The sequence below is a fragment of the Calothrix sp. FACHB-168 genome, from assembly GCF_963889195.1.
In the GTDB taxonomy this organism is placed as follows: Bacteria; Cyanobacteriota; Cyanobacteriia; order Cyanobacteriales; family Nostocaceae; genus Aulosira; species Aulosira anomala_A.
The window spans coordinates 142,674-161,105 of sequence record NZ_CAWPNJ010000011.1 but is presented as its reverse complement, the minus strand read 5'-3'; the positions used below and the strand labels follow the sequence as shown (position 1 = coordinate 161,105).

General features: G+C 40.5%; 16 protein-coding genes. 6 read left to right on the top strand and 10 right to left on the bottom strand.

The genetic code is table 11. The features are described from left to right. Nucleotides 1–2: 2 nt before the first annotated feature. Nucleotides 3–641 carry a glutathione S-transferase family protein gene (locus tag AACW45_RS05380; RefSeq protein WP_190631810.1) on the top strand — a complete coding sequence of 213 codons (639 nt, stop codon included), beginning with the start codon at nucleotides 3–5 and terminating at the stop codon, nucleotides 639–641. Between the two features lie 59 nt (nucleotides 642–700). Here AACW45_RS05380 and AACW45_RS05375 read toward each other — a convergent pair whose 3' ends face one another. Further along, on the bottom strand, nucleotides 701–1,924 hold the full coding sequence (locus tag AACW45_RS05375) for a M28 family metallopeptidase (RefSeq protein ID WP_313933762.1): 1,224 nt from the start codon (nucleotides 1,922–1,924) through the stop codon (nucleotides 701–703). 293 nt (nucleotides 1,925–2,217) lie between these two features. Next, nucleotides 2,218–3,684 (bottom strand): RNA-guided endonuclease InsQ/TnpB family protein, encoded by a 1,467-nt coding sequence (locus AACW45_RS05370; protein WP_190631805.1) that lies wholly within the window; start codon nucleotides 3,682–3,684, stop codon nucleotides 2,218–2,220. Nucleotides 3,685–3,768: 84 nt separating this feature from the next. On the opposite strand from AACW45_RS05370, the gene tnpA reads away from it, so the two are divergent. Further along, the gene (gene tnpA / locus AACW45_RS05365) at nucleotides 3,769–4,173 is read left to right on the top strand and encodes an IS200/IS605 family transposase (protein WP_190631803.1); all 405 of its coding nucleotides are present in this window, start codon (nucleotides 3,769–3,771) and stop codon (nucleotides 4,171–4,173) included. 134 nt (nucleotides 4,174–4,307) lie between these two features. Here the strand turns inward: tnpA and AACW45_RS05360 are convergent, their stop codons facing one another. From AACW45_RS05360 to rsmA, 5 genes are all read right to left on the bottom strand, one after another. Next, the gene (locus AACW45_RS05360) at nucleotides 4,308–4,523 is read right to left on the bottom strand and encodes a hypothetical protein (protein WP_190631801.1); all 216 of its coding nucleotides are present in this window, start codon (nucleotides 4,521–4,523) and stop codon (nucleotides 4,308–4,310) included. Between the two features lie 637 nt (nucleotides 4,524–5,160). Then, nucleotides 5,161–5,826, bottom strand: a complete 666-nt coding sequence (locus AACW45_RS05355; RefSeq protein WP_190631798.1) for a phytochelatin synthase family protein — start codon at nucleotides 5,824–5,826, stop codon at nucleotides 5,161–5,163. A gap of 291 nt (nucleotides 5,827–6,117) precedes the next feature. Continuing rightward, on the bottom strand, nucleotides 6,118–6,441 hold the full coding sequence (locus tag AACW45_RS05350; protein WP_190631797.1) for a DUF3082 domain-containing protein: 324 nt from the start codon (nucleotides 6,439–6,441) through the stop codon (nucleotides 6,118–6,120). A gap of 192 nt (nucleotides 6,442–6,633) precedes the next feature. Further along, a complete protein-coding gene (gene ispE / locus AACW45_RS05345) occupies nucleotides 6,634–7,587 on the bottom strand; it encodes a 4-(cytidine 5'-diphospho)-2-C-methyl-D-erythritol kinase (protein WP_190631795.1) in 954 nt (317 codons plus the stop codon). Between the two features lie 77 nt (nucleotides 7,588–7,664). Beyond that, complete coding sequence (gene rsmA, locus AACW45_RS05340; RefSeq protein WP_190631793.1) at nucleotides 7,665–8,486, bottom strand: 16S rRNA (adenine(1518)-N(6)/adenine(1519)-N(6))-dimethyltransferase RsmA; 822 nt, start codon at nucleotides 8,484–8,486, stop codon at nucleotides 7,665–7,667. A 477-nt stretch (nucleotides 8,487–8,963) separates the two neighbouring features. Here rsmA and AACW45_RS05335 point away from each other — a divergent pair, with 477 nt between their 5' ends. Genes AACW45_RS05335 through AACW45_RS05325 form a run of 3 tightly spaced genes read left to right on the top strand, consistent with a single transcriptional unit; the run spans nucleotide 8,964 to nucleotide 12,116 of the window. After that, nucleotides 8,964–9,353: a Pepco domain-containing protein gene (locus AACW45_RS05335; protein WP_190631792.1), complete on the top strand. Its 390-nt coding sequence runs from the start codon at nucleotides 8,964–8,966 to the stop codon at nucleotides 9,351–9,353. A gap of 52 nt (nucleotides 9,354–9,405) precedes the next feature. Then, nucleotides 9,406–10,308: a M48 family metallopeptidase gene (locus AACW45_RS05330; RefSeq protein ID WP_190631790.1), complete on the top strand. Its 903-nt coding sequence runs from the start codon at nucleotides 9,406–9,408 to the stop codon at nucleotides 10,306–10,308. Between the two features lie 59 nt (nucleotides 10,309–10,367). After that, nucleotides 10,368–12,116, top strand: a complete 1,749-nt coding sequence (locus AACW45_RS05325; RefSeq protein ID WP_190631788.1) for a bifunctional serine/threonine-protein kinase/formylglycine-generating enzyme family protein — start codon at nucleotides 10,368–10,370, stop codon at nucleotides 12,114–12,116. 423 nt (nucleotides 12,117–12,539) lie between these two features. On the opposite strand, the gene AACW45_RS05320 is transcribed toward AACW45_RS05325, so the two are convergent. From AACW45_RS05320 to AACW45_RS05310, 3 genes are all read right to left on the bottom strand, one after another. After that, the gene (locus tag AACW45_RS05320) at nucleotides 12,540–13,178 is read right to left on the bottom strand and encodes a Uma2 family endonuclease (RefSeq protein WP_190631786.1); all 639 of its coding nucleotides are present in this window, start codon (nucleotides 13,176–13,178) and stop codon (nucleotides 12,540–12,542) included. Nucleotides 13,179–13,300: 122 nt separating this feature from the next. Further along, nucleotides 13,301–15,889 (bottom strand): PAS domain-containing sensor histidine kinase, encoded by a 2,589-nt coding sequence (locus AACW45_RS05315; protein WP_190631784.1) that lies wholly within the window; start codon nucleotides 15,887–15,889, stop codon nucleotides 13,301–13,303. A gap of 183 nt (nucleotides 15,890–16,072) precedes the next feature. Then, entirely contained in the window at nucleotides 16,073–17,542 is a 1,470-nt protein-coding gene (locus AACW45_RS05310; protein WP_190631782.1) for an integrase, read from the bottom strand. A gap of 194 nt (nucleotides 17,543–17,736) precedes the next feature. On the opposite strand from AACW45_RS05310, the gene AACW45_RS05305 reads away from it, so the two are divergent. Continuing rightward, a complete protein-coding gene (locus tag AACW45_RS05305) occupies nucleotides 17,737–18,366 on the top strand; it encodes a GerMN domain-containing protein (RefSeq protein WP_190631780.1) in 630 nt (209 codons plus the stop codon). Nucleotides 18,367–18,432: the final 66 nt, after the last annotated feature.

The window sequence follows — 18,432 nt, the reverse complement described above, 5'->3', positions numbered from 1 at the left end:
TTATGATCGTTGTCCATCATCTTAACAATTCGCGATCGCAGCGCGTGCTATGGCTGCTAGAAGAATTAGATATTGAATACGATATCAAGTATTACGAACGCGACCCAAAGACGATGCTAGCACCAGCTTCCCTACGGCAAGTTCATCCCCTTGGCAAGTCACCAGTGATTACAGATGCACAACAGACCATTGCTGAGTCGGGCGCTATTATTGAGTATATAGTAGAGCGCTATGGTAATGGTCGGCTAGTTCCAGAATCCGGTACACCAGAGCGTCTGCGCTATACCTATTGGTTACATTACGCTGAAGGCTCGGCAATGCCACCTCTACTGATGAACCTGATTTTCAATCGTTTTCCATCTGTTGATAACAGTGTCAACGACGCATTTATTACGCCCCAGATTCAGCTTCACTTTGATTATATAGAAGCTGAACTTGGTAAGAGTACCTGGTTTGTAGGCGAAGAATTTACCGCCGCCGATATTCAGATGAGCTTTCCCCTAGAACTTGTTGCTATGCAAGCCGAACTCATCCAGAATCGACCAAAGATTCAGCAATTTATCGAACGCATCCATGCTCGACCGGCTTACAAACGCGCCCTTGAACGTGGTGGTAAATACAACTACGCCAACAGCATTTAATCAAAAACCCCACAGGTTAAAGTGGGGTTTTTTTGGTGTCAGTAAATCACACTACAATATTACTCACCTGGCAATAATTGCTTGACGATATTTAACCCATTACTCATAGTTTCATCCAACAATTTTGCATCGACATTTTTATCATTCGGGCTGTGATAATTTGGTTCATCACCCCGGTGGAAAAACAACACCGGCACTTTTTTACTCGCAAATGATGCATGATCGCTGCCACCATTATTATAGGAACCGGCTGTTTTAATATCTGGATCTATCGTTTGAGCGATCGCAGTTAATGCAGATGTGCCACTGATAAATAACTGCTGATTCACTCCCACCATATCAAAGTTCAACATGGCTTTTAACCCAGACAGAAATTCTGGTTTAGCTGTATCTACAAACGCTTCCGATCCATGTAACCCGTCTTCCTCGCCATCAAAGGCGATAAACCAAATTTGCCGAGCGAGTTTTGTGTTCGCTAAGTTACGCGCCATCCCTAGTACAACTGCTGTACCAGAAGCGTTATCGTTTGCCCCTGGGGAACCCTCCACAGAGTCATAATGTCCGCCAAGTATCAATTTTGGCTGTGTCACTCCTGGTAAATGGGCAATCACATTTCTACCTGTAACTACTTGCTGTTCTCCATTCACATTCAGAGTAACATTTACTGGTGTTTTTTGTTCTAGTAAGGGATTACCGCGATCGCCGGAAATTCCCAAGACGGGAATGGAAACTTTTTCTCCCAATCCCGCGCTAGTTAAATTCCCTGGTTCGTTGTTAACAACTACCAAACCAATCGCCCCAGCAGCTACCGCATTTTTCGCTTTTTGCGAGAAGCGAATTTTACCACGCCGTACAATAGCGATCGCACCTTTAACATTAACTTTGGCAAAGTCTTCTGTTTGTCCAAGGTTGGGAACTACTACCATTGGTGCATTCAAGTTTCCCTTAATTGTGCCATCCAGCGCTCGACCGGGAATAGTTGTACCATTGATAACTAAGTTAGAACCTAAGTCTACAAATTTCTCGTAAGTAAAAGTCTGAATTTTGGTCACATAACCAGCCTGACGATACCTTTCCACAAGATAGGCGCTGGCTTTTTCCATGACTGGCGTACCAGTGACACGGGGGCCGAAATTTACCAAAGCTTGGACATCTGCATAAATTTGATGAGTTTGATGAATTTGATTAGTGCGATCGCTTTCTTGTGCCTCAGCTTTGGGTAGAGATGCCACAATATTACTGACACGAGTTGATGGGAGACTGCAACCGGTTGATATTGACACTAGAATAGCTGCTAGTGCCATTTTAAACCAACAATTTGTAAGCTTTGGGGATAAAGGAGACATTTTCAGTAGATAGCAGGAGTAAGAAAAAACAATACTTTCCCTATATTTACGAGTTCGTCTGTGATGTCAAAATGTTCCCAGCTGGTGTGAAAAAGCAGGAGAGCAGGGGGTAAGGGGGATTAATCACTTTTTTATGTGTTCTGCCTGACAAACAAAGCCCACTTACGTGGGCTAATTAAATGTATCTTCATTAGTTTTTGACACTCCCCTGCCTAAAGGCGAGGGGATTCTTAAGACATTACTGTCTTAATATCCTGACTAATCAGGTTCCCAGGCTCACCGCGTTTGCTCATAGAGCGCGGTGATGTCTCCTTAGGTTTTTTTGGGCGTTTAGAGCCTTTCGGCTCAGGTTTCGCGGAGTCCCCGCGTACCCTAAAGGGTTCGGCAGTTGCTCTACTTGGGGAGACCCCAAGACCGCACTGCCTCACCATGCTTAATGCTCTATCTTTGATATTTTTTGCAGCATTAATGTCCGCATGACTCATGAATCCGCAACTCGTACAAATGAACTTTTCGTCATCACGATTATTAGCGTCTACATGACCACAGTTTTGACATTTTTGGCTGGTGTGTTTTGGATTGACCTTAATTACAACCTTTCCATGCTTCTCAGCAAGATACTCGATTTTAAATATCAATTCACCCCAGCTTGCATCAGAGATTGACCGATTTAAAGCTCTCTTTCTTGACTGTCCATTCTCTAAAAATCTGCCAGTACGTGCATCTATTTTTGGCTTGCATCTTTTCTTCATTGCTGAAACATTCAAGTTCTCAACAGCAATAGCGTCAACGTTTCTAGAAACAATCTTATTAGCTATATGCCATTGATATGCTTGACGTTTATCAGCAATTTTTTTCTGAAACTTACCTACATTTGTGGCTGCTTTTTTGCGATTATTACTGCCCTTTAACTTTCTACTAACTTGACGCTGCCTGTTTTTGAGGATGCGTTTAGTTTTTTTATTGGTTAAGAATTTAGGATTTTCAATCTGGTGTCCATCAGATAAATGCACCAATTTAGTTAATCCTAAATCACAACCAATTATTGATTGAACGTCAGACAATGGTCTAGCAACATAGTCTGGTACTGTTTTGTCTTCTATTTTGATAGAAACATACCACCCATCCTGACGCTTACGGATTGTTGCGGCTTTAATTGTGAAACTGCTGGGTATTTGACGAGAATTGTAAAATCTCATCCATCCTACCTTGGGTAGATAGATTTTATTTTTCTGTATTTTAATACCCATCTGGTAAGTAAAAGATGTGAAATTAGAGCGATTTTTAAATTTAGGAAATCCTCTACCCTCAAAGAAGTTTTTGTAAGCGGTGTCAAGACGTTTAACGTTTTGCTGCAACACTGTTGAGTCAATGCTAGCAAACCAATGTCTAGCTTTTTTTAATGTGGGCAACGCTGTAATTTGAATATCGCCAGCAGTACGTCTAGGATTGGCTTTTTTATCATCCTTCCAGGGTTCACCTGTAGCACCATTTTTGCTAACAAAACAAGTTATAGGGCAAGCCTCAGCTTTAGTTCTAACATCACAATAGTCACCTTGAATAAATTGTTGAGCGTATTGAGTTAGTCTGTCATTCAAACACCAGTTGTAATGGCTCCTGAGTATATCTACCCAGCTACACATTGTCGATGATTGCGTGGTGTTAGGTCTGAGTTTGTATACATAGTTTGCTAGCAAGTTTTATCACCCCCCTTTTGTTTTTAAAATGTATTGATTCTACTGTAACCATAGACAACAACGCAATATGAAATCAGAAAAAATATGGCAAGTTTTTCACCAGACGAGTATAGACATGAGGGAAACGCTATATCACTACTCAATTACCACTTTGTTTTCATCCCTAAGCGTAGAAAAAAGATATTAGTTGGCGCAATAGCAGAAAGGTTGCAGCAAGTTATTTGTGATGTATGTAATGAGAATAGGTGGAAAATTATTGCTATGGAGATAATGCCAGATCACGTGCATCTATTTTTGAATGCAAAACCTACAGACAATCCATCTTTGATGATGAATAGAATTAAAGGAAGGGCAAGTCATCACCTAAGAAAAGAGTTTCCAGAATTGCTTAAGCTTCCTACTCTGTGGACACCCAGCTATTTTGTATCTACTGCTGGAAATATATCCACAGCAAACGTAATTCAATATATAGCCCAACAAAGAGATTGAGCAACTGAAGCGTAAACGCTTTAACCCGTTTTCATCCCTTGTCTAAAGTACAGATGTAGCTTGTAGCGTGGCGGAAAGCTACATCTTCAAGGGTTTTCAACGGGGAATCCTATAATTGCAGAGTTCGTTAATCTTCACAAATTCTTACTAGATTTAAAAATCAGAAAAACCCCTAAAAAGACGAAAAAGTATCTAAATCCATAATCGATAAAATCTAAAGCAGTTTTGGTAAAGCTGAGGGATAAAAGACCAATACCTGCAAATAAAATCCCACTAATCATCAAAGAACAGGATATTATAGTTCTTCTTAAATCTCTAATCGCGTCAATTAGCTGTTTATTTTCTACCACAATCAACACCCTGAAATAGTTAAATAAGTACTTTACAACAAATGTAACTATTGACAGAGTAGGGTTAGGCTACTTTTTACTTTGACCATTGACCGCGCCAATTTTAGATTTTAGATTTTAGATTTTAGATTATTTCGGTTCATGCCCCGCCTCCGAAGTTCAGAGCGCCGGCTTCCGGCGCTCTGACTTCTCTCCTTGTGGGTGGAACAAATCCAAAATCGTCAATTTAAAATCCCCAAGCTGCATCCCGGAATCGGTGCAGTCAATCCAAAATCGTAAATCCAAAATCCAAAATTGATTGACATACTATTTCCAGTTCGGATTGTACCCCTTCGGGGAAGCAAGCTACGCGCAGTCTCTCGTTAATTTACCGCGTATTCTCAAAATTAATCCCCTCACTTATGGCTGTAACTTGGTGAAGAATTATTTGCAAACTAACACAGCACTAGAAAACAGCGATCGCTCTTTGTGTAACTAAAAAGAAAAAATAGCTCCTTCAAAAGGGCTTTTGAAGGAGTGATAATGAGGGCAGGAATTATTAATTAAATAGTATTTTTCATCCGTTATGGTGTACCCAGTTCATGACGGCTACTTATCGATAATTGAATGCTGGTATATGATTAACCCGCATCAACATTCAACCGTTTTCCGAATGGAGAGCATTTAAAGCCAGTTCAGAGGGATGAGATACTCCGTTAGCTGCGAGATTGACTTTTTCTAGTCTACGAAGCACAATCATACCGCGAGAGCGATTTGATGAGGAGTCTTTATCCACACAAGCTGCATATAGACGCTGAATTGAGCATTTCCAAAATCGGGTATATCGTTTGGGATTTGTATCTGCAATGGTGACTTCTTGAGTTTTTGGATCGTAGTCTGCCAATAAGGAGAAGTGTCCACCTTCTAAACTGGGATTTTCATGAGCAATCCGAGTATTGAAGTTAAGAATGTGAACATCAGTTTCATCACAAACAGCAGCTTCAACTTCCTTGATAAATACTTCAAACGTCATACTCGGTTTATCAAAATGTTCCATCCGAATAGACAGAGGTAAGCCTTTTCTTTCTATATATATTTTACAGGTGTCATAGGTTTCTGCTAAGGTCATACCATCATCTAAAACCGACGCGATCGGTAGCTGGGTGACGTAGAAAATCTCATCCACAGTCGTCAGATATCCCAATGCAGTCAGAGCATATGCGATCGCAGTGACATTACAACAGAAAATAGGCTGTTGAAACTGATGTAGTTGAATGATTTCCAAATCTCGCTTGGAAATCTGAGCTATGTTTTCAATATCCATTGATTTTTACTTTAATAGCTAATACCTAACTTTTGTATTGTGTCGCGGCACTTTTTACAGTCACATATTCTATTAGTAGTTTTGCGAAAATACAAGCACAGATAAGAGATTTAAGCAAATCAATTGGCATAGATAAGCTTAAACTCATCTACTTTGCGGATTTTAACTTTAATTAAACTTTTATGTATTGAGCATTTTACCCAGGTGTAAATACACCTGAGTTCGATATAACAGATTTATTTGGACTGACGCTCAGTTGTATTTTCTGAGTTTTGCGCCTCATCTCCCAGTTTAAGACTCTGGACTTTTTTTAAACTTTTGCAATAACAACTGCAAGGCTAAAGCCAATAAACCCACAGCTACTAAACCAAAGATTCCCGAACCCAAGGCGAATAAACCGACTACTAAGGTACGAACTGCGGAAGTTAAGCGCAGCACCAATTGATTATCTGAGTGTATTGGCTTGCTAGCAAAATTTGTAGCGATCGCAATCATCACCGAATAGATTGCGTAACCTAATCCTCCGGAAACGATCGCGCCACTAACACAGCGTACCGGACTTGTTTGGACTTCTGCGGAAGTCTCTGGTTGAGGAAGGGAATTTGGATCAGTCATACAATTTTAGATTTTGGATTTTGGATTGAGTAATTAAAGGCAGAAGGCAGAAGGAGTAAAATTTTTATATCCTGGTTTGGAGTAGTTATCTTTGGAGAGTTAGCTTCAAGGAGTAATGAACAATAATCCTCCTCTGCTTCCTCTGCTTCCTCTGCTTACACAGCGATAGGGTATTTTTGTCTTTAGCAGTCCCTAAACTGACGACGCGATTTTAATTCCATGTGAAGTGGTTCGCGTCACAAATAATTCTAAATCTTCGTCGGGGATGGCGGCTCTAATTTTTTGCTTAATTATTTCTGCTTGGGGTTGAGACTCAACTAAAGCAAACACTGAAGGGCCGGAACCTGACATCATGGTTCCTATCACACCTTCTTGTGCTGCAAATAATTCTCGCAGTTGTAGAACTTGGGGATACTCTGGTAAGACTACTCGCTCTAAATCATTATGTAATTTTTGGGCGATGTCAGTTACATCTTTATTGGCGATCGCTTTCACCATCCCCCCGGAATGCACTGCATTGGCACGAGCTACCAAGTCAGCAGTATCTTTAATATATGTATTGCCATACTGTTGACGATAGGTTTTGTACGCCCAAGCTGTGGAAACTTCCAAGCTGCGATACTTCGCCAATACTATATATATATTGTCTAAACTTGGTAGCGGTGAAAGTTGTTCGCCTCTCCCCGTCGCAATCACTGTTCCCCCTGCAATACAAAAGGGGACATCTGAACCGAGAACCGCACCTAATTCTTCTAATTCTGTTTGCGTTAGTCCTAAATTCCAGAGTAAATCTATCCCCACCAACACAGCTGCGGCGTTTGTCGAACCACCAGCCAACCCAGCTGCTACAGGTATATGCTTGTCGATGGTAATTTCTACACCACCATATTTAGCAAAGGTATCGGGAAATTCTTTCACCATCAATTCCGCCGCCCGATAAGCCAGATTTGTTTTATCTGTGGGGACTTGGGGGTGCTGAGAGTGGACGCGAATTGTATCTGTGCTGAGGGAACGCACGCTAATTTGATCGGCTAAGTCGATGCTTTGCAAGATCATCGCTAATTCATGAAATCCATCGGGACGGTCGCCAATGATTTCCAGATACAAGTTAATTTTAGCAGGGGCAATGAGGGTGTAAGAACGCATAGTAATTTTGGATTTTGGACTTCGTCGTGAGCGCTCAGTCGAACGATTTTAGATTTTGGATTTTTCTCCAAAACCTGCTAATCATCGGTTACAAGTAACTGATTTGCTAAAGTTACCCATTGAGAGACGCTGAGATCTTCAGCGCGTACTTGGGGATTTATCTCTAATTGTTCCAGTAAGTGAGTCAGGCGATCGCGTTCTACTACTGGTTGTAAATTATTTCGTAACATTTTCCGCTTGGCACCAAACCCTAATTTCAGCAAGTTCTCAAATTTTCGCGGATCATTTGCAGGTATTTCGATTGCTCTGGGACGCATTCTCACGACTGCGGAATCTACTTTTGGTGGGGGATAAAATGCACTAGCGGGGACTGTACAAATTAACTCACATGCTGCTAAATATTGCACCCTAATACTCAACGCCCCAAAGTTTGTCGTACCGGGTTTAGCATATAACCTGTCCGCAACTTCTTTCTGCACTAATAATACTATTGAATCAAATGGTTTCGGATTCGGATTCGCAATTGTGCCTAAGAGTTTTTCGATTATCGGCCCTGTAATGTTATAAGGTATATTCGCCACTACTTTATTTTGATTTTGAAAGTTAGGAAATGCGGCTACAATTTGCCCAACATCCAAAGTCAAAAAATCTCCTTGTAACAGCAAAAAATTTTCTTTTTTACCCAATTGCTTTGCCAATAAATCGCACAAATCGCGGTCAATTTCCACCGCCAATAAAGACTGCACCAACGGTAATAACCGACGAGTCAGGATACCTGTACCGGGGCCAATCTCCAGAATGCGATCGCTCTGTTGACAATCTGCCGCCTTGACGATTGCCTCTAGAGCCTTCTCACTTTTGAGCCAATGCTGCGCAAAGGCCTTGCGCGGTCGAACCATCTATTTCTCCTTCTATATCTACATTCCAGCCTTACACCAAAAATCCGTTTCTTACTTTTTTCTTACTTTTCACTCCCCCTTTTTTCCCGATTTTGTCCGGTTATATCTTGACAAATGCACTAAAATCTGATTCAGATGAGCAAAAGATTGGTAAAAATCAGACTTAAACCATTGTCTCTGAAGATGAGACTATTGACTTGGAAACTCTTGCTAAGGTATTATATAGATAATGGAAAAGGTGTGCGCATATAAAGTAATTCCTGCTAAAAAATATCTAATTATCAACCAATAGAGTCTGCTTTTCACCTCAAATTAAAAATAGGGAAATTGAGGCGATCGCCATTCAAACCTATTGCAGAAGACCAAGAGCTAGCAAATCAATTTCCGCCAGACAATAATTTAGCGAAATTCTCATAGTGAGCGTTGTATATTACTGAAAGTATTTTCAGCAAATCTGAGATAAACGCGAAAAAAACCATGTCAGACACACCCGCAGATAGCATTTGGATCGTCACCGACGACACCCCACAAATAGCCATTCCCGACAACAATCAAGGCGGGAATTTTAGAGGAATTAACCGCAGTGACGAAACCAGAGAAACGACAGGAAGCAAAGGCGTAACAGATGCAGTTCCAGTTTCTGCGCAAAAATTAGAACAAGAAATGACAAAATTTCTGGGAGTAGTAGGACGTTTATTCAATCAAGCAGAACAGCACACGCAAGTAAAATCGGGAATGCAGTTAGAAGAAATTGAACTATCAATAGAAATTAGTGGCGAAGGAGAAGTCAAGTTAATTGGTAGCGGTGCAAAAGCTAGCGGGAAAGGCGCAATCAAACTGACATTTAAACGCCAAGCAGCAACATAGGAGCAGATAGCGATCGCACTATGCAAAAATCTTTAGGTAATGTGTAAGACTAATGACACGTAAAACACTTCAAGGTTTAAATCCAGACAGCTACCAACACCCCTTTGATCGTAAAGCCTTGGCGACACTGCAAAAAATGCCAGGGTTACCACTACTGCTGAAAAAAATTAATGAGTATGGTATAGATCGTCTGCTGCGACTACAAACACTGGGTAACGAGTTTCGCGTCAACTCCCGTAACTTCCCCAAATTGCACAACGCTTTCATCGAAACATGCAAAATTCTGGACGAACCCGTACCAGATTTATATCTTTATCGAGGTACAGGACATATTTCCACCTATGCGATTGGCGTTGAGAAACCATTAATCGGCGTCAACCTAGAAACCCTGGAATGGTTGGAAGAGGAAGAACTATTATTTGTTTTTGGACATGAAATTGCCAGAATCAAAGGTAAATATTTAACATATCAACAACTGGCAGTAGTCATGCCATTTTTGAAAAACGTCATCAGCAGTACCACCCTAGGATTTGGTGGATTAGCCGCCAACGGTATAGAAATTGCATTATACAACTGGATTATGATGGCGAAATTTACCGCCGATCGCGCTGGATTGTTAGCATGTCAAGATATTGATATTGCGATCGCATCTTTGATGAAATTGGGTGGATTACCAGGTGAATACTTAACACCAGAGGTAATCGAAGACTTTACACAGCAAGCGCGTGAATTTAATTTCCAAGAACTTGAGGGATTAGACCAAGTTACCAAAATATTTAGTTTCATGGCATATCAAATTCCTTGGCATGTTATGCGAGCATCAGAATTATTGAAATGGGTAGAAACTGGCGCGTATACTCAATTAATGGAATCAGATCCTGCTCAACCACCGCCACAAGAGACAACAGAAGAGTCAGAAAATGTCAAAGATTGGGATTTCTTAGGTAACTGGTAGTTTAAAACGAGTATAATTTAGCTCCAGAGGCTAATTTTTCATCAAATTAGGTAAATCGGATGCTGAATGGTGCAGTTCTCCGCAATCGCTACAAAATCATCAAACTTCTGGGAAGCGGTGGGTTTGGAGACACCTATCTAGCAGAGGATTTAGGTATACCGATCAATCCTAAACCCAAGTGCGTCGTCAAGCGCCTGAAAACACAAAACCTCACCGACGAACAATTGGAATGGGTAAAAAACTCATTTGAGCAAGAAGCAGCCACCCTGTACAATTTGGGAAATCTTCACCCCCAAATTCCCAAATTATCAGAATATTTTCAAGTAGGGAACGAATTTTATTTAGTACAGGACTTTATTGATGGCGATGATTTCACCAAAATCATCACCCCGGGAAAAAATTTTCCTGAGACAACAGTTATCCAGCTTTTAGCAGAAATTTTAGAAGTGTTGGTAGTTGTCCACCAACAAAACATTATTCACCGAGATATCAACCCCAAAAATATCATGCGTCGTCGCCTCGATGGAAAAGTCATCTTAATAGACTTTGGCGCAGTCAAGCAGATAATGTTTCAGAATTCCGGACAAACTAGCCTGACTATGGGGGTAGGGACACCGGGTTTTATGCCTTTGGAACAATTCAATGGTAGACCAAAATTAGCCAGCGATATCTACGCCATTGGCATGGTGGGTATTCAAGCACTGACAGGAATACCACCACATTTATTAGATGATGATGAAAATGGTGAAGTAATGTGGCAGAATCGGGTAAATATTAGCGATTGCTTTGCCCAAGTATTAACAAAAATGGTGAGTCGTCGCGTAACTCAACGTTATCAAAATGCGACAGAAGCGTTACAAGCTATAAATTTATTAAATCAACCTCTTGCGCCCACAATTCTTGCAGTACCCATACCCAACCAAAATACCACAACCGCTTTAGCCCTCAAAAGTTTTCAATTTGAAGTTGTAACGGTAAATGCTACAGGGAAAATCACCAACCGCCAGAATCGTGAAGCGAAATACTTTGTCGAAAATTTGGGAAATGGTGTCACCTTAGAAATGGTGCAGATACCAGGGGGAACCTTTATCATGGGTTCGCCAACGACTGAAGCACACCGAAACAATGATGAAAGTCCACAGCATCAGGTAACAGTACCTGGCTTCTTCATGGGTAAATATCCAGTTACCCAAGCGCAATATCAAGCAGTTATGGGTGGTAACATTTTTCAGAAACTTCTTGGTAATAACAATAATCCTTCTCACTTCAAAGGTGAAAACCGACCAGTAGAAAATGTGAGTTGGGCTGATGCGGTTGAATTTTGTCAAAAGTTAAGCCAAAAAACAGGACGCACCTACAGACTACCCAGCGAAGCCGAATGGGAATATGCTTGTCGTGCAGGAACAACCACACCGTTTTATTTTGGCGACACCATTACCACTGATTTAGTTAATTACACTGGAAGTTACCCTTACACCTCCGCACCCAAAGGTGAATATCGTTTCAAAACAACACCTGTAGGAAAATTTCCACCAAACCCTTTCGGTTTATATGATATGCATGGCAACATATGGGAATGGTGTCTAGATAAATCTCATCATAATTACGAAGGTGCGCCCACAGACGGCAGTGCATGGCTGAGTGGTAATGATAACAATTATCAGTTGCTGCGTGGTGGTTCTTGGAATAACAACGCCAAGAATTGCCGTTCTGCGAGTCGCAACGCCCTCTCCCGCGCGTATCGTGACAATCTTGTGGGTTTTCGCGTAGTTGCGGTGGCTCGCGTAGTTGAGGTTGCTGTAGCGTGAGAATTCCTTGCCCTTTGCACTCTAGCCCTTTTGCCCTTTACACTTCTTATTCTTTTCCCTTCATTCCCCGCCTTCGGCGGAAAAAAATCTTTCAAAAAACTAATCAGACGTAGGTTGGGTTGAGGAACGAAACCCAACATTCCCACCCCAACACCCAACGCTGATGTTGGGTTTCACTTCGTTCAACCCAACCTACGAAGAGATTAATAAAATTATAAAAAAGCTAGGGGACATCCAATTTTTTAAATACCCAATCAATTTGTAGCTAGTAGGTTGGGTTGAGGCTTTGCGAAACCCAACATTCCTCGCATAACACCAAGCGCCGATGTTGGGTTACCCTACGGGAAGCCGCTCCGCGTCTACGTTCCTCAACCCAACCTACGAAGAGATTGATAAAATTATAAAAAAGCTCTCAAACAACAATTATATCTGCTCCCTCACCCAAGCACGAAACGCTCTCATCGCTGCATTTCTCCCCTCAGTTTTACTGCGCATTAAATATTCAGGAATAACTTGAGTAATAGGTAAATTAGGAAAAATTGCACTAGCAGTAGAGGCTACATATTTACCATTAATCATCACATTAATTTCTAATCTATTGCCCTTCCATCGCCATAATTCCGGCACACCTAACACCTCATAATTATTAAACCGCGTCCGCGAGGTAATATCAATTTCAATCGCTAAATCAGGCGGCGGATCGACAGTTAAATCAATTCTATCCTTCCCCCTTACAGCCGCTTCATTTTGAATGTAAAAACAATCATCAGGTTCTACCCCAGCATCCATTTTTTCTCGATCAAAAGTAGTAGATCCCAAACTCCAAAAGTCTATATCAAGTTCTTCTAGTAGAATTTCTACTAAATTGCCAATAATTTTCTTACTTACTTCATGTTCTGGTAGTGGAGCCATGATTTCCAACATTCCCTGACTGTAAGATATCCGCGAACTGCGATTTTCACCCAATTCAGCCAAAATACTTTTGTATATTGACCAGGATATATTTTTAATTAATAATTGATGTCCTACAGGTACAATTAGCTGGTTGAGTTTAAGTAACATAACTTGCCTCGCTGGTAAAATTCACCTAACTAGTACCAATTTCATCATACATTTAAAATAGCCGTTGGGCGCACCATAAACAATTTTAATGAAATATTTTGCATGATTTACTGCGATACTTCTTACTGTGTCACAGGAATCTCAATCACAAATTCTGCACCTTGTCCTGGTGTAGAATTACAAGATAATTTACCACCATGTCTATCAACTACAATTTGGTGACTAATTGATAAACCTAAACCAGTTCCTTTACCCACATCTTTAGTAGTAAAGAAAGGGTCAAATAACTTAGAAATAATTTCTGAATTAATTCCCTTACCATTATCTGCAATCCGAATCGCTACTATCTGACTATTAATAACTTCCGTACAAATGCGAATTTGGGGATTTTTGATATCTTCTACAGCATCAATAGCATTACTTAAAATATTCATAAATACCTGATTTAATTGCCCCGGATAGCAATCTATCAGGGGAAGTTCACCATATTCTTTCAAAATAACAATTTCTGGATGCTCTGGTTTAGCCTTGAGACGATTGTGGAGAATCATCAAAGTACTATCAATACCCTCATGAATATTCACCAGCTTAAATTCAGCTTCATCCAAGCGGGAGAAATTACGCAGCGATAGCACAATTTCTCGAATGCGCTGAGTTCCTACCCGCATGGATTGCAGAAGTTTGACTAAATCTTCTTTGATAAATTCTAAGTCAATCTCCTCAATTGCTGCGGCAATGTCTTCTGGAGGATTGGGGTAATATTCTTGATATAGTTCTACCAAGTGCAACAAATCTTGAGTGTATTCGCTCGCCGGAATTAAGTTACCATGAATAAAATTTACCGGATTGTTAATTTCATGGGCAACACCTGCAACCATATTCCCAATAGAGGACATTTTCTCACTGTGAATTAGTTGAATTTGGGTGTGTTGTAATTCCCGCAATGTATCTGCTAAATTCTGCGCTTGTTGTTGTAATTTAATTTCCGCTTGTTTGCGTTCAGTTATATCAGTTGATACGCCAAGAATTTGTTTCACCTTCCCCGCTTCATTGCGGTGAAAAGGAGTTTCTCTAGTGTAAAGCCAGCACCAATCGCCATTGGCGCGTCTGATGCGATATTCAAACTCAATAATATCCCCATCGTCAGCAGTCAGAAATTTTCCATGCTGATGGGCGACGGTTTCGCGATCGCCTGGATGCATAATAGTAGGAAGTAGATTATCTCCCATCTGCTCAATCTCTGCATTTGAGTAACCCAGAAGCTTGACAATTTCTTGATTAGCGTAAACATTACGCTGTTCTTCCAAATCAAAAATGTAGAGAATATGGGGAGAAGAATCAGTAATTCTTTGGATAAAATGTTGACTAGCTTGGAGTGCTTCTTCTGCTTGTTTACGCTCAGTAATATTAAAAGTTGTGCCGACAAGCCGATAAATTTCACCCGCGTGATTTCTTAAGGGATTAATTGTCGTAAACCACCAAGTTTCTTCATCGAAAAAGATGAGACATTCTTCGTAGGTAATAGTCACACCTTGAGCGATACAGCTTTGATATCGTTGATGTATAGCTACACCGTCAATCTCCCCAAATACCTCTTCTGGAGTCTTACCGATTATCTGTGCATTACTAAATCCTGTAGCTTGTTCTGTCGGTGAATTCCAGCCAGCAAACCGCAGTTCACCATTTTCCAGAACATTCACCACAAAGATTAATTGGGAAACACCATCATAAATACTGCGTAAAAACAGTTCTTGTGCTTGTAATTGAGTTTCCGCATATTTGCGTTGCGCAGCTTCCCGATAAGCATCGCTCATATCAATTAAACAACCATACCAAATTATTTCCCCAGCCGCTTGACGTTCAACACGAGAAAATGCTTTTACCCATTTTTCCAACCCATCAGGCGTAATTATCCGCCAATCTTGTTCAAAATTTTCTAGGGTTTGCGCGGAGTAATTCATCGCTTGGAATACTCGCGAATCATCTTCTGGGTGAATCTGGGAAAATAATAAGGAAGCATCTGCCATTATCTGTTGCGGTTCGATTTCAAGAACTTCGCGACATCCAGAAGAAACATAGGGAAAAGACATCTTCCCATCTGGATACAGACAAAATTCGTACAGCATCCCCGGAACATTATCTGCTAATCGCTGTAACCTAGCTTCAGTACAACGTAAAGCGGCGGTACGTTCTGCAATTCTAGCTTCTAATTCTTCATTGAGTTGTTTAAGTTCTGCTTCTACTTGTTTGCGATGAGTAATCACCTCCGTAAAGATAATAATTCCGCCAACTTCCCCAGATGCTTCATACCAAGGATGTATTTCCCACTTCACCCATTCAGGTTTACCATTAGCACCGATGAAGAAATCTTCAGCAGATTTTTCCCTAGCACCAGCTAAACAACGTTGATGAACTTCCCGCCAACCCTGGGGAATTTCTGGGAAAATTTCATAGTGAGAGCGACCGATAATTTCTGCATCACCCAAGTTATAATCTTCTCGCCAGCGCCGACTCACACAAAGGTACTGCATCTGGCAATCAAAAACAGCGATCGCAGCTGGTATGTAGTCAATAAACAACCGCATCTGCTGTAGACTAGACTGGAGGCTATTCAAGTAACTATTAGACTCCACTACCTGACGTAGTTCTATTAATTCTTGTTGCAGAGATTCATAGGTATTTTTATCTACAGAGATGAGATTGCAAGCCATAATTATTTTTACTTGCCTAATTGGGAGCTAAAATTAACTTTCAAGCTTTATTGTTCCCAATTCAATCTTGATAATTCGTAATTCGTAATTTCTTCTTGACAAAGAATTTAATCCATAGAGTAGAGACACAAAAAAATAATGACCAATGACAAATGACCAATGACAAATGACCAATGACTAATTTTAAGTCAACAACTCACCCAATTGATGCTGAATTAGCAATGCTTTCAACGTAGCATTTTCCGCTTTCAACGCCTGAGTCTCCGCTTCCAATTCACTAATTCTCGCTTTCAAAGCTTCCTTAGTTGTACCTTGTCGATGAATTACAACTTCTCGATAAATTGCTAAATTAGCATCCTCACTCATCCATCTTTGATAAGTCTTAGTATGCTCTTGCACTGTATGTCCCATATAATCTGCCATTGTTTTGATGGGAACCTGCAAGCGATGTCCGCGAATAGCGTAAGCGTGACGCAATTCGTAAGGACGAAAACCTAAATTAGCCGCTCTAAATCTAATATGCAGTTTTGCAGTTTTATTACTCAGCGTTCCCTCATTGTAAGGAAACTTAATATTTTTTAAATCAAACAATTCTACCCAATGGGGATGTAAAGGCGGAATTCCACAACTACGTTCGCCGGTTTTCGTCCCCTGAGTTAAACTAGGGTTTAAATAAACTAAATGAAAAGTATTACTAGGATTAATAAAAGCCTCGATATCAACAGCAAATAATTCATGAGGTCTTAAGCCATAACTTGCTAACATACCATAAGCCCATTGCCATTGCTCTGGTAGCGTAAAATTCTCTCTAATAGCATAGGTTGATAAAGGCATTCCCACTTGCGTAAAGCCTTGAATAATCTCTTCATCTGTGGGAACTTTCCGAATAGTTGGTTCCGGTTTAGGAGTAGCATAAGCAGCAATAGTTTTTAACCCATTAATTCCGCAAAATTCACAAAACTTCTTTAATTGCCATACTAAAAAAAATCTACCAGATGTATTAGGTTTAGTTTTTTCCAGCGCTTTCTCTAAAGCAGATAAAGATAAAGGTAAATCTTGAGGTAGCTTTTTCAAATGTCGCCAATAATGAGTTTCCCAAGTACGTATACCTTGGCGATTCTGCTCATGGGTTTTCCAAAATTCCCGCTCATAATCTTGAATCCATTCACCAATAAGCTTGGTAGAATTCTCCTGTTCGGGTAACGCTATCTTCTGCGCTTGTTTACCTAATAATTCTGGCGTCCAACGAAATTGCTTAGTGATTAATAATAAATCTAATTCCCTAGCTTTGACGACTGCCGTTTTTACACCAACATCATTAGCAACAAAACCAAAGGAAATGGTATACTGCTTACTTGGACTCCCATTTTTACCAACATCCCCCGGTTTACAGGGAAAAGTCCCCTGTAAGCCAATAGTTTTAGCACTAGTGAGCTTAAGTTTCACCTTCACCCTATCCAAACTTAACGCCGAGTTAGCTTGTGCAACAGCGTGTTTGATTCTTAAATATTCACGTTCGGCTTTCACACCTTCATCAGATGAAGCATGTTTAGCTTTCCATTGTTTCCACTTAGATGGTTCCCATTGATCAATTCCCACACCATCCCATTCAGCATTACGGAGGTCGTAAGTAGTAGATTCATTGCTAGACATAAGTAATTCTCGCAATTTCTAATTACTGTAAATTTTACGCTTTAAAAGTAGCTATAGCCTTGAAAATAAACGATGACAAACCCAAAAGTAAAGCTAGCTTCAACTAGCGCCAAAGTTAGCAAAAGCTATAAAATTATACGGAAATAAACTTAATAACACTGAAGTTAATAACACAACCCAACAAATATAAAATTATGCATACCACAATTGATACAACAAAAAGATATTTTTTAGGATTTATTGCAGCTGCGATCGCAACTAGCCTGAGCAGCTGTAACTCTAATCCCACCCCTAATCAAGAGAATATTAGCCAAACACCCGCGCCAACCACAACAGCTGCCATATCATCCCCATCCCCCAGCCAAACCCCCAGTATGGCGCAATTCAGAGCCAAATCAGAGGACGTTCAGACACCCACTCCTACAGAATCCCCTACAGATACACCCACACCCGCAGAATCTCCCACCACCAGCAACCAAACAACAGATGTCACTTTATATACAAGTGATACCCAATGTCAGCAATTAATTCCCCAAAAAGTACCAGTATCAGCCGATGAGCCTGTAAAAGCTGCGGTAGGTAAAATTTTAGAGAAAAGAGATTCAGGGGATTTTAGCTTATCGAGTTATCGAATTAACGTGAAAAATGGCGTTGCTACCGTTGATTTGCGCGTAGCACCTAACTCAAAACGCCAAATAGCTTCCCTTTCAAGTTGCGAACAATTTGCATTATTTGGTAGTGTCCGCAAAACATTAACAAGTAACGCTCAATGGAAAATTAAAGATGTGCGTTTTACCGAACGCGGTGAAGAAATTGTGTTTTAGTCAGTTGTCAGTTGTCAGTTGTCAGTTGTCAGAAGATTCATTTTTATTGTTCCTTGTGAGCGCATC